14 protein-coding genes are annotated in these 12,315 nt (G+C 40.1%); 4 read left to right on the top strand and 10 right to left on the bottom strand.

All coding sequences use genetic code 11. The annotated features are described in order from the left end of the window. Positions 1-2 precede the first annotated feature (2 nt). The 4 genes from KR50_RS07285 to KR50_RS07270 all read right to left on the bottom strand — a co-directional run bounded on the left by KR50_RS07285 (position 3) and on the right by KR50_RS07270 (position 4,187). Complete coding sequence (locus tag KR50_RS07285; protein WP_041056810.1) at positions 3-548, bottom strand: GNAT family N-acetyltransferase; 546 nt, start codon at positions 546-548, stop codon at positions 3-5. A gap of 263 nt (positions 549-811) precedes the next feature. After that, positions 812-1,369 (bottom strand): signal peptidase I, encoded by a 558-nt coding sequence (gene lepB / locus KR50_RS07280; RefSeq protein ID WP_041056808.1) that lies wholly within the window; start codon positions 1,367-1,369, stop codon positions 812-814. Continuing rightward, complete coding sequence (locus tag KR50_RS07275) at positions 1,324-2,037, bottom strand: TVP38/TMEM64 family protein (protein ID WP_052476883.1); 714 nt, start codon at positions 2,035-2,037, stop codon at positions 1,324-1,326. Before KR50_RS07275 ends, lepB begins: the two co-directional genes overlap by 46 nt. 161 nt (positions 2,038-2,198) lie before the next feature. Next, positions 2,199-4,187, bottom strand: a complete 1,989-nt coding sequence (locus KR50_RS07270) for a S9 family peptidase (RefSeq protein WP_041056806.1) — start codon at positions 4,185-4,187, stop codon at positions 2,199-2,201. Positions 4,188-4,441: 254 nt separating this feature from the next. Between KR50_RS07270 and KR50_RS07265 the strand changes: the two genes are divergently transcribed. Beyond that, positions 4,442-4,855, top strand: coding sequence for a hypothetical protein (locus tag KR50_RS07265; protein ID WP_041056803.1), 414 nt, complete (start codon positions 4,442-4,444; stop codon positions 4,853-4,855). A gap of 1 nt (position 4,856) precedes the next feature. On the opposite strand, the gene KR50_RS07260 is transcribed toward KR50_RS07265, so the two are convergent. Continuing rightward, positions 4,857-5,432, bottom strand: a complete 576-nt coding sequence (locus tag KR50_RS07260; protein ID WP_052476880.1) for a competence protein ComK — start codon at positions 5,430-5,432, stop codon at positions 4,857-4,859. Between the two features lie 208 nt (positions 5,433-5,640). Here KR50_RS07260 and KR50_RS07255 point away from each other — a divergent pair, with 208 nt between their 5' ends. Further along, positions 5,641-5,880, top strand: a complete 240-nt coding sequence (locus KR50_RS07255; RefSeq protein ID WP_041056801.1) for an IDEAL domain-containing protein — start codon at positions 5,641-5,643, stop codon at positions 5,878-5,880. A gap of 170 nt (positions 5,881-6,050) precedes the next feature. Next, positions 6,051-6,413 (top strand): hypothetical protein, encoded by a 363-nt coding sequence (locus KR50_RS07250; RefSeq protein WP_041056798.1) that lies wholly within the window; start codon positions 6,051-6,053, stop codon positions 6,411-6,413. Here the strand turns inward: KR50_RS07250 and KR50_RS07245 are convergent. The 5 genes from KR50_RS07245 to KR50_RS07220 all read right to left on the bottom strand — a co-directional run bounded on the left by KR50_RS07245 (position 6,410) and on the right by KR50_RS07220 (position 10,410). Next, complete coding sequence (locus tag KR50_RS07245; protein WP_041056795.1) at positions 6,410-6,802, bottom strand: thiol-disulfide oxidoreductase DCC family protein; 393 nt, start codon at positions 6,800-6,802, stop codon at positions 6,410-6,412. The genes KR50_RS07250 and KR50_RS07245 overlap by 4 nt on opposite strands. Before the next feature lie 16 nt (positions 6,803-6,818). Then, positions 6,819-7,631: a YihY/virulence factor BrkB family protein gene (locus KR50_RS07240; RefSeq protein WP_041056792.1), complete on the bottom strand. Its 813-nt coding sequence runs from the start codon at positions 7,629-7,631 to the stop codon at positions 6,819-6,821. Positions 7,632-7,947: 316 nt separating this feature from the next. After that, positions 7,948-8,256: an AzlD domain-containing protein gene (locus KR50_RS07235; RefSeq protein ID WP_041056787.1), complete on the bottom strand. Its 309-nt coding sequence runs from the start codon at positions 8,254-8,256 to the stop codon at positions 7,948-7,950. Beyond that, a complete protein-coding gene (locus KR50_RS07230) occupies positions 8,253-8,972 on the bottom strand; it encodes an AzlC family ABC transporter permease (RefSeq protein ID WP_041056784.1) in 720 nt (239 codons plus the stop codon). The genes KR50_RS07235 and KR50_RS07230 overlap by 4 nt, the downstream gene beginning before the upstream one ends. A 661-nt stretch (positions 8,973-9,633) precedes the next feature. Next, positions 9,634-10,410: an enoyl-CoA hydratase-related protein gene (locus tag KR50_RS07220; RefSeq protein ID WP_041056778.1), complete on the bottom strand. Its 777-nt coding sequence runs from the start codon at positions 10,408-10,410 to the stop codon at positions 9,634-9,636. A 162-nt stretch (positions 10,411-10,572) separates the two neighbouring features. On the opposite strand from KR50_RS07220, the gene KR50_RS07215 reads away from it, so the two are divergent. Continuing rightward, a complete protein-coding gene (locus KR50_RS07215) occupies positions 10,573-12,228 on the top strand; it encodes an ABC1 kinase family protein (RefSeq protein ID WP_052476877.1) in 1,656 nt (551 codons plus the stop codon). The last annotated feature ends 87 nt before the right edge of the window (positions 12,229-12,315 follow it).

Below are 12,315 nucleotides of genomic sequence, written 5' to 3'. Positions count from 1 at the left end.
TCTTAAATAGAGTCATCATATTGATCCTTCCACTCAGATCTCAATAACCCAAATAAAATCATATCGTGCTTTTTGCCATTTCTCTCAATAAACTCTCTGTATACACCTTCCCGAGTAAAACCAAGGGCAGCATATAACCGAACAGCAGGTTCATTATAAGAAAAAACAGTTAGCTGGAGACGGTTCAAATTCAGCTCTAAAAAAGCATAACGCAGACAAGCTTCCATTGCTTCTCTTCCATATCCCTTGCCCCAATGAGCTTTTTCACCAATGGCAATTGAAACCCATGCATTCCTGTGATTCCACAAGATTCCATCCAGCTCAACAAACCCAATCAATTCATTCCCTTGCTTTAACCGAATTCCAAAACGCTGAGAATACGCATCCGTACCATGCCACCAACTTTTTAGCTCCTGAACAGTTTGAAAGCGATAAGGCTTTGCATCCAATCTTCTCACCAAAGACTCATGCAAATACCAATTCGACATCTTCTCAAACTCCTCATCATGAACCGGTCCCAACCAAACATTCTCATTCGTCAACAACATCCAAAATCCCCCCTCACCAACCTATTCTAGACAAAAACCACAAATCCTTTAATTAAAAGCGGAAGCAGGCGTTTAGGGGCGACAAGCATAAGGCGCGGTGGCCTGGCAGACATGCACTTCGTCTGCCGGGACAGCGTGACTTATGACCTCGAGCCCCTGCCTGCTGCAGCTCGAGGTGATTAAATGTTGAAGGCGCTGACCAAGCTCAGCCAACTTAAACAATTGAATAAAATAAAAAAGACCAGTCATCGACCAGCCTCCTGTTATTCATAAAATGTCATATTCATCTCATTTAAAGGCCAGTAGCGTAAATTCACCTTTCCTACCACTGTGTCCTGTTCAACAAAACCAAACATTCGACTGTCCGCACTTTCCTTTCGGTTATCACCCAGGACAAAAATCATATCCTCCGGAACTGTCGTTTCACCCGTCATTTCTTCTAAAGTGAAATCTCCTGTCAGTCTTTCGTTGGACCCCTGTTCACGAAATTCATCTAAGTAAGGTTCGTCATATCCTTCACCATTTATATATAATTGATCGTCCACATATGAAATTTCGTCCCCCGGAAGACCAATAATACGCTTTACGTAATCCTCTGATTCAGTCGCATGAAAGACAATAACATCAAATCGGTCGAGTTCACCCAGCTGATAGCCAATTTTATTCACAACAAGCTTATTTCCATCTTCAAGTGTAGGCTGCATTGAGACCCCTTCAACTACATAGTTTGAGAACAGGAAAACCCTTACTATCAATACGATAATAATTCCGACCGCTAGTGCTTTGATCCATTCGAAGCCTTCTTTTTTCCATGAGTCCATTTAGTCTCCAACCTTTCAATCTTCACAGTCTTGCCGTCTTCACGCTGCTTTTCATAGATTATTATATCGCGTTCCATTTTTTTATTAATTCTCGCTTCAACTTTTTTTCCAACTAACCATAATACTATAATAACAGCCAATACGATTCCTGTCTTTACAGGCTGTCTAATTAATGAAACAATATCCGCTCCTATAAAAGAAATTGTGGAAATCATCACTAGCTTTCCAGTAACTACTGCAAGCATGTACTGAAAAATGCTTATTCTGGATAGACCTGCGACTACGTTAACTAGAGCGGAAGGAGTAAATGGAAAACACAAAAGAAGAAAAAGCGGACCAAATCCGTGCCGTTCAACCCATTTTGTTAATTTCTTTATTTGTTTTTGATTTCGCAGAAAAGCCAATAAGCGTTTGTCTCCAAATTTTCTAATGAGAAGGAAAACAAGTAAAGCTCCGATAGAGGCTCCGGCCCAAGAAAGGAGAATCCCAACAAGAAGCCCGTAAGCATTGGCATTCGCAACAACGAAAACGACCAATGGCAAAAATGGCAGGAATGCCTCTAAAATGGGTAATAATAAACCTAAAAGCGGTCCAAACGAGCGGTATTCACCTATCACTTCACGAAGATTTTCAACCGTTAACCATGCTTCAACCGTTTCAAACGCCATTTGAATGCTCCTCAAATTAAAAATCACCAGTTACGCTTTCTGCATTTTCAGTATAGCATATTTTCTTTTTCAACTTACGTTTGGTGTGTACTCATTTTTCCCTTTTTTTTTTGCAATTAAACAACGGGTCTGCACTTTTAGCGCAGACCCGCATGAATTACTTACAAATACTTTCCAAACCATTCAATAACATGGTGCAAACGTTCAATTCTCAGCTTTGGTTTTCCGGTTCTTGAAAGGTTGTGGTCAGATTCCGGGAATCGAACCAGGGTTGTTGTCTTTTCCTGTTTTTTTAGTGCAATATATAATTGCTCCGCCTGCTCTATTGGGCAGCGGTAGTCTTTTTCGCTATGCATGATAAGTAATGGCGTGTTGATAGAATTAACATAAGCAAGAGGCGAGTGTTTCCAGAGCGTATCAATATCATTTAAATCGGCCTGAATCTGCCATTCACTGAAATAATATCCGATATCACTCACTCCGTAAAAACTGATCCAATTGCTTATGCATCGCTGCGTCACCGCTGCTTTAAAACGGTCTGTATGCCCAACGATCCAATTTGTCATAAAACCGCCGTAACTTCCTCCTGTCACACCGAGACGATTTTCATCAATAAAATCGTATTCTTCTATTACATAGTCAACTGCTGCCATTAAATCATTGTAATCATTTCCGCCATAATCACCACGAACTGCATTCACAAATTTTTGCCCGTAGCCATGACTTCCTCTCGGATTAACGAAAACCACTGCATATCCCTGAGCCGCCAACAACTGCATTTCATGAAAAAACGTATTAGCATACATTGCGTGCGGTCCGCCATGAATTTCAAGAACTAAAGGATATTTTTCTCCTTCTGTGAACCCCGCCGGTTTCATAAGCCAACCGTGGACTTCCCAATCCTCTCCTCCATTAAAAACAATCGATTCCGGCTGCACGATCTCTACACTTTCCAGAATATCTTTGTTTACATTCGTTACTTGTGTGTTTTTACCTGTTGGAATATGAAGCACATGCAGATCACCAGGATTTACTGGTGTGCTTATAGCCGCAATCACCTGTTGTGAGCCCCCATGAACGTCAAAGCCGTAAACATGATGATCTCCACTTAACGCTGGGTATACTTCCCCTTTTGTCGAACCAAAATAAAGGGAGACGCTGCCTTGATCACTCAGAACAAAATAGAAGCTCTCGTCGTCATTCCACACTGCGCTCTGCATTACAGCTCCCTGCTGAATATCAGCAACTGCAAAGTCTCCTAAAGGCGCATCAATTCCTGCTGTGATGCATTGATTTTCACCAGTAGTTGAATCAAAAACCCATAGCTTTGCATGAGATGCGTTTTCATATGTTCTGTCACTCGCAGCATAGGCAACTTTTTTCCCGTTCGGTGACCATGAAGCTCCACTGACATATCCTTCACTTGTTCTTACTTTATCCCGTGTAAGGTCTTTTAGTGAAAAAAGATATAACTCATTATTAAAAGAGAAGTCTTTATTATCAGCTTCATCATTTGTTGTATAAAGAATTTTTTCACCATCAGGAGACCAATCGTGCAACGTATAACTGTTGTCTCCATGTGTGATTTGCGTTACCTCATTTTTAGATAAATCTATAATAGCGATATGCTGTTCTTTTTCATCCAGTAAACCTGTTCCGTCTGCTTTATACTTCATCGTACTTGTAACGAATACGTTTAACTCATTTTTGTTTTTTTCTTCACTGGCTTTCTCATCTTTAGGAATTGTCTCGCCTTTTTCGAGTGCAGTGGAGAAAGCAATTTTTGTACTGCATGGCGCCCATACCGGATGAGCGGCACCATGTTCTGCATCGGTGCATTGCTTTGCTTCGCCTCCCCTTTTTGATAAAAGATAAAGTTGGTTTTTACCGCTTCGATTAGAAACGAATACAATTTTTTCTCCGTCTGGTGACCATCTGGGGGAAGAAACTTTTTCCTCTCCAAATGTCCACTGAGATATTTCCCCATCAGCTACATCGAAATGATACAAGTTTGATACATATGTATGCTTTTCTGAATCAATATGCGTTTTTACAAAGATAACTTCTTTTCCATCAGGAGACCATCTTGGATCTGTTGCTGAATGAATGGAACAGAGATCTTCTGCTGTTATTTTTCTTTTTTCCGTCACGATTATCCCTCCATATCTGACTGCTATTTCGGATTTCGAGATAGCCAGTATGTTCTATTATCAGATTTTTTTGTAAATAATGCAAATAGTAGATGCGCATTAGTGTCATTACTCAACTTGAAATAAAAGCATATATATTTTTTAGTGCTTAACTGTATTTCTCACTTTAAAGAAAAAAATTCCTGTTGTAAGTTCTAAAAATGCGTGTAGAATAATATATACGAACATACGTTCTTTTATGGAGGAGATTTATTATGACGAGAATACCGGCTGAGGATCGTGATTTATTGGAAAATGCTTTTTACTTTCCCATGCTTTTAACCGTTTTAGAACGGGATCGTCAATTAATTGAGCAAAACCCCTTTAAATTAAAAAAACCTTACCTTGAACTCATTGAAGACACGATGAAAGCGGTACAGGTTGACCTGACAGCCATTAAGAATAAAATGAGAATGAAAAATATGAAGGTGGTCAAACTGGGGTCAGATGAAGCATTTACTTCTTATTTATTCATTTACCGCGGATATGAGGAAAGACATAATTATTTTAACCCGAGACTAAGAAACCATGCGGAAAATTTGCTTCGTTTCTATCTTTTGGAAAGGTTAGCATCGACTAAAGAAGAGCTAAAAGCTCCCCCCTCTGCCGGCATAACCTTTCCATCATAACTTACATCCGCTTTCGTTCAACCCGATTTAAATATTCCATTATCATTAACCTGTTTGCCTGACGCTCTACCGTATATTCAGGCTCTGTTTTTTCTCTGATTTCATCCAGGTTAAACTGCGCTCTGCAAAACAGATGAGACGCTTTATAGTATTGCTGGATAAACGATTGATAGGAAACCGGCAAATTAATTTCACTGCCATCCATAAACAAGACTCTCGTCTGATTTCCCTCGTGTACATGATGATTATGAGTATGCTTAAGTGAAACCCAGTGATTATGCGGGTTTGTATCCGAATGGGTAGAGTAAAAGTACACGCCTGTAACGGGGTCTATCACAATCGGGGGTTTATGGCGAATATTCGTTAAAGATTTAGTAGACAATTTTCGGCCCTCATAAGAAGACAAAAAATACAGGCATGAAGACTGAATAATCTCCTGAGGCTGCTTTTCTGTAATGAAAGGCTGAGCCCCTTTTTCATATACTTTTGTTTTTTTCTCCATGCCCTCTGTCCAGGGCTCGAGCAGCATCGTATGAGTATTTACAATATAAGAGTCAACGCGATTCATAACTTCCATTTAATCACTCCTATTTATTATTATGGAATAATAATAGCGATTAAAATGATAAATGTATATAATAAATTACATTTTTTTATATTTTTACAAACCTATTGAACTACATTTACAATTGATACAAAGGTATCTATAAAAAAGAATACTATTTTAAGGTTGAAATTTTTCTGATTATTCACTATAATGAAAAAAAGTAGCAGAGGTGATGAAGATGGAAAATAATAAGTCGTTCGCAGAGTTCATGAATGAGTCAACCGTCCCTCAAAAACAATCAAGTGAAATGACGATGATGGAGATATATGTTGACATGGTGCTCAACGAAATCTTGATCAGACATCGAAAAGAAAAATTATTAATTGCAATTAATGACGCATTGGATCAAAAAGATCAAAAAGCGTTCATGGAATACTCGAAAGAACTTAATACATTAAAGGACACACACGGTGTGTAAAAATTGAACCCCCTCCTTTCAGCAAGAATCAATTAAAGGTGGGGGTTCAGTGTATTTCGCTCATAACGGTGCAACGTCAAAAAATCGTCATGGATTTGGGTAGCATTGATCCCTTGTATCATGAATAATAGGTGTATACACTATATTCTTTCAAGGCAAGGGGTTTGTTCATGAATAATTATGAGTTAAATACTGCATTTTTAATAATGCTGGAATGGGGTTATGTAGCAGTTGCAGCAGGTGTTATCCTTTTTACACTATGGTCAGTTAAAAAATATCCCGAACTAAAAAATATTCTTTTATGGCTGGTTGTTCACCTTGTCTTAATGATTGGCGCTCATTTGCTTTTTTGGATGGGATTAGGTAACCAATCAGATGGTCTCACACCGATCGACAATGCCGTCGATCAAATCCATTTTCTTATGGGTGTTGCGGGTCTCTTGTGGTTAATGGGAATGCTTTGTCTCGTACTTTGCGTCCAGCTTTTAAAAGACCGATTTTCTATTAAATTGAAAAAGAGCGAAGAAGGCTAATCCAATAGCCTTCTTCGCTCTTCTTTTGTTGGAAGCTCGCACTGCTCTTTTCTGCCAAACCAATGAAATCGATTACGGGCGATACCATCATATACAAGATCGCGCAGCGGTTTTGGAATCAGCAGACCCAATGAAAGATAGCGCACAGGTCCTTCAAGCTCTCTGCAAATTCGCAGCGCTGCAGTGGACTTGCTCCACATTTGATCATTTTCCACTAGCAGCACAGAATCAATCATTGGATCGGACTTATATGTTTTTGTCATTTTTCGTCCAATGTCTCCCTGTAAGGAAGCAAACTTAAATTTTGCCGAAGGATCCCGTTTCATAATAAATTGAATGCTCCAGTTACATACATGACAATCCCCATCGAATAGAACAACAGATGACATTTTTCCCCTCCTAAGTTTAGGGACTTTTATTTTCAATACTATAAGCGTTAAGCAAACCGCCAAATAATAATATAAATGCGGTTAAGTAAAACCATACCAGCAGCACAATGACAGATCCGAGCTGCCCGTATAATTGAGTGTAATTTCCGTAACCGACATATAAAGAAAATGCTTCTGAAATACCCTGCCAGCCTATTGTAACAAATAAAGCGCCGGGAACCACAGATTTCCACCCTAATTTTCTGCTGGGCAAGTAGCGGTAAAGAAGCCAGAAAAACAGAAACAAAATAAGAGATCCGATCCCCCATCTGATCGGCCCCCACAAAGATAGCCAGTCAACCGGAAGCCAAACAGCGTTCTCTGCCCAACGACGCACAAATTTTTCTATAATGGGAATTAAAATGGTCAAAGGTAAAATAAAAATCAAACCAACTGTTAAAAAGAAATCACTAAATAAACCTTTTAAAAAATTTTTCTCCCGCTTTATTTGATGTGTATCATTTAAAGAGCGGACAAGAGACTGAATGGCCATTGAAGATAGCCAGAATGTAGATATAGCACTAATAGACAGAACTTGGCCCTGCCCGGAATCAAGAATGGACGTTAAATTTGTTTCAATTAAATCGTATGTACTCGGTGGTGCGTAAGGTTTTATAACGGCAATTATTTCATCTGATCGAATCGGGAAAAAACTTGCAATTGACATGACCATAAAGAGGAACGGAAAAATGGACAGCATAAAATAATAGGCTGTTTGAGCCGATTGATCATAAAATCCTTCTTTGAAAAATCGTTTTAAGGCGTAGACAAAGCGGTTCAAAATATCCATTCGATTCCCTGCCTTCTATTAATCAAGATGCACTTGCTAAATCAATCATTCATATTGTTCCCCTCTGCGTGCTGACTCACCCTTTAAAACCATGGACAATCACACTGCAGACATGATTTAGTCCATTTTAATAGACTGCTTTTCAAGAGCAAAGAAACCGGCGTGGGCTTTTCTCATGTATATGGTCTCTTTCTCCATACTATACCACGCGCTGATTCCGGCTTGCTAATCCCAATTGGTTCATTAAGCAGGAGCAATTGCTTCCTTTGCGATTCGTTCTGACGCTTGAGATGAGGATGGATTCTGCAGCGCGGCATTAAAAAATAGCTAAGTAACCAGAAAGAACAATAATAGATCCAATAACGACAATCATTACGTTTGCACCAGCGAGAGCAAGTGCAAAAGCAGCAAATGCTCCAACCAGACCAAACCAGATATCCCCTTCCTTTATAAGAAGAATACCCGGAAAGATCAATGCACCTAAAACGGCATAAGGTATATTGCTTAAAAAAGACTGAACGAACGGAGGAAGTTCCTTTCCCTCTAAGATGGTCAACGGGAGCACTCGCGGAATATAAGTGACAGCCGCCATTCCAGCAATTAATAGGAGCATGTTCAAATTCATTGAAGTCCCGCCTTTCGTCTAATTGAGATAACTGCTTCAACGGCTGCTGCTGAGATAATAGTAGAAACAATAATCGCCCATCCTGTTCCCATTGTTCCGGAAAGAAGTAAAGAACTGTTAATGCTCCCTGCAACCAGTGCCAGATAAAAGACTTTAGCACTCTTTTTCAGAGATGGCATCAGCAGACCAACAAACATAGCGTATAAAGCAATCGACATAGCCGCTTGCAGAAAATCAGGCAAACTGGCTCCAATTAAATGGCCTGCCCCTGTATTCACTACCCAGCTTCCATAAGCAATCAGCATGACGCCAAAAGCAAATGAGGCGGATGATTTACCGTTTCTCGTGGCAATGACTGAAAACGTTTCATCTGTGATCCCAAATGCATATAAAGCTTTAATACCCATTGAGTCAGATTCCATTTTTTCATTTAATGAGGCTGACATTAAAAAATGACGGATATTTACGATGAATGTATTAAAAATGATTACTCCAATCCCAATTCCACTTGCAATCAAGGATAAAGATATGTATTGAGCAGCTCCAGCAAATACCAGCATGCTCATCAAAATGGTTTCCCATAGACTAAGTCCTGTCGTTTTGGCAAGCAGCCCAAATGTAAGAGCAACCGGCACATAGCCAACTGCGATACTCATTCCTGCCTGGATTCCACGTCTAAATTCTGATTGAACTGAGTCTGCTGCAATTTGCTGCATGAGACTCCCCCCTTTGTCTTTAATACGCTTCCGCAAGCGCAGTGTGTTTTTTATCATACTTAACGCAATGAAGCCCTATTTAACCCAAGTAAACATCTCTCTAATTTGATTTACTATAGTATACAAACGTAAGCAATACAAGGAGTGAAATATGAATGGGGCGAAAAAACTAGTCAAAGATAACTTACGAATGATGCGCAGATTAAGAGGCCGGACGTCAGATCAAGCAGCTGTTTACACAGGTATCAGCAAAGGCCTGCTTGATGATGTGATTCTAGTCCCTCAGTCGAAATCAAATTATTTCCTTTCATTCCGCCCCCCGCTTACTCACCTATGACAGACCGTTTGAAGAGGGAATTTATCACCATTTAATAATAAAGAAAAAAGACCCCAAATAAGGAGTCCTGATTTTACCCTATTATAATTTTTCTCCCTATGAGAGGCTGGGACAGAACTGTGAAAGATGTTTAAATTCAGTTCTTTTTAATAGTAAATAAGAGGTGAACGGAGCGGAAGGTGGCGACTCCTGCAGGATATGACGGTTGCTTGAGACTCCGCAGGGCAAAGCCCTGAGGAGGCTCAGCGCCGTCCCTGCGGAAAGCGTCCGCCTGAAGTGCAGTGAACCGGTTTGAAGAGGTTGAGAGATATATTTGTCCAAGCCTCATTCCCCTTGAAAGTTGGGCTTTCTTTTCTCGCTGAACGCAACCAGCGCTTCTACTCTGTCTTTTGTCGGAATCGTCAGTTCGTAAGCTTTACGCTCGATTTGCAGACCGGTTTGAAGATCGGCGTTCACCCCTGTTTTAACCGCGTATTTTGCCTGTATCAACGCAATTGGTCCATTTACTAAAATGGCATTAGCAAGTTTCATTACTTCATCCATAAAAATCTCTTCTACTGCGGTCTTTGTTACAAGTCCCAGTTTCAATGCTTCTGCTGCTGTTAAACGCTTTGCAGTTAAAATAAGCTCAAGTGCTTTTGATTCCCCGATTAATCGCGGCAGGCGCTGGGTTCCCCCTGCTCCCGGAATTATCGCCAAACTCGTTTCTGTCAGTCCCATAAGTGCATTTTCATTTGCAATTCTAAAGTCACAGGCCAGCGCAAGCTCCATCCCTCCACCGAATGCATGACCATTCATTGCAGCAATAGTCGGTTGAGGAAGTGAATCCACCGCATTAAAAACCTCTCCAATTTTAAATACATTTCTTTTTACCTGCTGTTCAGTCAACGTTTTTCTTTCTTTTAAATCAGCCCCTACACTAAATGCTTTTTCGCCTGAGCCGATAAATACAACTGTCCGTATATCAGAATTCATTCTAATTTGTTCAACTGTCTGCTCTAATTCATTCAGCATGTCCCAGTTGAACGCATTCATCGCCTCAGGGCGATTCAGCGTGACGATCGCCAAGTGATTTTTTTGCTCTAGTAAAATAGTTTTCATATGTAAAATCTCTCCCTTGCCCATGTGTAATGTAAACCCTTACATGTTAATAATTGTACCACGCCTCTCTTTAAGCTGCATCCTGACATCCGTTTAGACTTATTCAAAGAGTGGTATTTATTCTGTATACAACAAGAAAAGCAGAGTATAAGACTGCAAGGGGTGTTTATCACGAAAAATCTTGCCATTTACCGTATTTATAAGATCGTCTGGATGTCTACTAAATTCTTTCTTCAACTATATTGGTTCCAAAAAAAATATAAAGGGAAATGGAATCCTGAAATAGAAGAAAAATGGTCCCACTTAACCGGAAAACAGGCAAGAGAATATAAAAAACTTGCACTAAAGCTTGAAGGACTCTTAATAAAACTCGGACAGTTTTTATCTACACGTGCTGATATTATGCCTCAATCCTTTATTAATGAGCTTGATGGACTGACAGACAGGGTCCCCCCTGTATCATGGGAAAAAGCAAAGCTTGTGATGGAAAGCGAATGGAATACTGACACGTCAAGTATTGTTCAAACGATCTCAGATCAACCCGTAGCCTCTGCTTCTATCGGAGACGTATACCAAGCAACACTGCATAACGGCGATACTGTTGCGGTTAAGGTGCAGCGACCGGGGATCGAAAGCATTATACGAACTGACTTTAAGGCTGTAAAAATCGTCGCTTGGCTGGCTCAAAGATTTACTTCATTTGGTAAGCAAATTGATTTAAAGGCTCTTTATAGAGAAATGACGTCGGTTATTGGGGAAGAACTTAACTTTCGTCAGGAACTTCAAAATGGGCAAATCTTCAGGGAACGGTTCAACAATCAGCAAGGAATCAGCGTCCCATACTACTACACTGATTTTACCACTCGACGGGTGCTTGTAATGGAGTGGATTGAAGGCGCTAAAATTAATGATGAAAGTTTTTTGAAGGAAGCGCAAATTGACCGCCCTGAATTAGCTAATCGGCTGCTTCATTTGTTTATAGAACAGCTTTTAAACGAAGGACTTTTTCATGCGGACCCTCACAGTGGAAATATACTGATTAAAAAAGATGGAACAATTGCACTCATTGATTTTGGCATGGTTGGAACAATTCGAAATAAAGATGCACAAGCAGTCCAGCTTGCAGTAGAAGGCATTATTTTCGAACGGTATGAAGATGTAATCCAGGCTTTGGAATCTTTACGATTCTTACTGCCGCACGCAGATAAAGAGGTTCTAATGGAGGTTATCGAGCGTGTAGTGAAACTCTATAAAAGCAATGAGTGGCAGGATGGAGACAGCTTCTTAATGGATCGATTGCTCGAGGACATTCAGGAAATTGTGAGAACGCAGCCGATCCAGCTGCCAAGTGAGTTTGCTTTCTTTGGCAGAGCCATTTCTACATTTACAGGTGTCATTTACAGCATCTATCCTGAGGCTGATTTTATTGAAATGGCCCGTCCTACAGTAATTCAGTGGGTGACTGGAAGAAATGCAGAAAAAGATTCTTCCGCTGAGCTGTTCAAAACCGCACAGCGCTATTTTCAGCCTTTATTGAGTACCCCATACAAGCTTCAGGAAGCACTAGAAGAGCCGAAAAGATACCGGAGAATGGTCCAAAATAATTACAAACAAGAACAATTAATCAATAATTGGCTGACGCAGAGAAAAGATACCGCTTTTTTAACAGCTATCCCTTTTGCCGGTATTCATGTGGCCGTCTGGTTTTCTGAGTGGATGGTCGCAGGCGGAACCGGTGCATTGATTTTAGCTGGTTTGCTACGCTATGCGTCTCTTTCTGCAAAAATAAAAAAAGAATTAAATGAAGATAAACGTTAATGTCTTTTTGACTAACAAAAGCGCCTGCTGTCACCAGCAGGCGCTTTTGTTGAAAATTAACATTCACTGAAAGCTTAAACAGCAGTC

It is taken from the genome of Jeotgalibacillus campisalis (assembly GCF_000829515.1).
In the GTDB taxonomy this organism is placed as follows: Bacteria; Bacillota; Bacilli; order Bacillales; family Jeotgalibacillaceae; genus Jeotgalibacillus; species Jeotgalibacillus campisalis.
The sequence above is the reverse complement of the archived record's forward strand: the minus strand, read 5'-3'. Positions and strand labels throughout refer to the sequence as shown.

Bases quoted from the DNA above. Each gene is read 5' to 3' on its own strand.
- KR50_RS07220 (WP_041056778.1), bottom strand. From the start codon at position 10,410: ATGAAAACTATTTTACTAGAGCAAAAAAATCACTTGGCGATCGTCACG.
- KR50_RS07285 (WP_041056810.1), bottom strand. From the start codon at position 548: ATGTTGTTGACGAATGAGAATGTTTGGTTGGGACCGGTTCATGATGAG.
- KR50_RS07230 (WP_041056784.1), bottom strand. From the start codon at position 8,972: ATGCAGCAAATTGCAGCAGACTCAGTTCAATCAGAATTTAGACGTGGA.
- KR50_RS07260 (WP_052476880.1), bottom strand. From the start codon at position 5,432: ATGGAAGTTATGAATCGCGTTGACTCTTATATTGTAAATACTCATACG.
- KR50_RS07255 (WP_041056801.1), top strand. From the start codon at position 5,641: ATGGAAAATAATAAGTCGTTCGCAGAGTTCATGAATGAGTCAACCGTC.
- lepB (WP_041056808.1), bottom strand. From the start codon at position 1,369: ATGGACTCATGGAAAAAAGAAGGCTTCGAATGGATCAAAGCACTAGCG.
- KR50_RS07235 (WP_041056787.1), bottom strand. From the start codon at position 8,256: ATGAATTTGAACATGCTCCTATTAATTGCTGGAATGGCGGCTGTCACT.
- KR50_RS07245 (WP_041056795.1), bottom strand. From the start codon at position 6,802: ATGTCATCTGTTGTTCTATTCGATGGGGATTGTCATGTATGTAACTGG.
- KR50_RS07275 (WP_052476883.1), bottom strand. From the start codon at position 2,037: ATGGCGTTTGAAACGGTTGAAGCATGGTTAACGGTTGAAAATCTTCGT.
- KR50_RS07240 (WP_041056792.1), bottom strand. From the start codon at position 7,631: ATGGATATTTTGAACCGCTTTGTCTACGCCTTAAAACGATTTTTCAAA.
- KR50_RS07250 (WP_041056798.1), top strand. From the start codon at position 6,051: ATGAATAATTATGAGTTAAATACTGCATTTTTAATAATGCTGGAATGG.
- KR50_RS07265 (WP_041056803.1), top strand. From the start codon at position 4,442: ATGACGAGAATACCGGCTGAGGATCGTGATTTATTGGAAAATGCTTTT.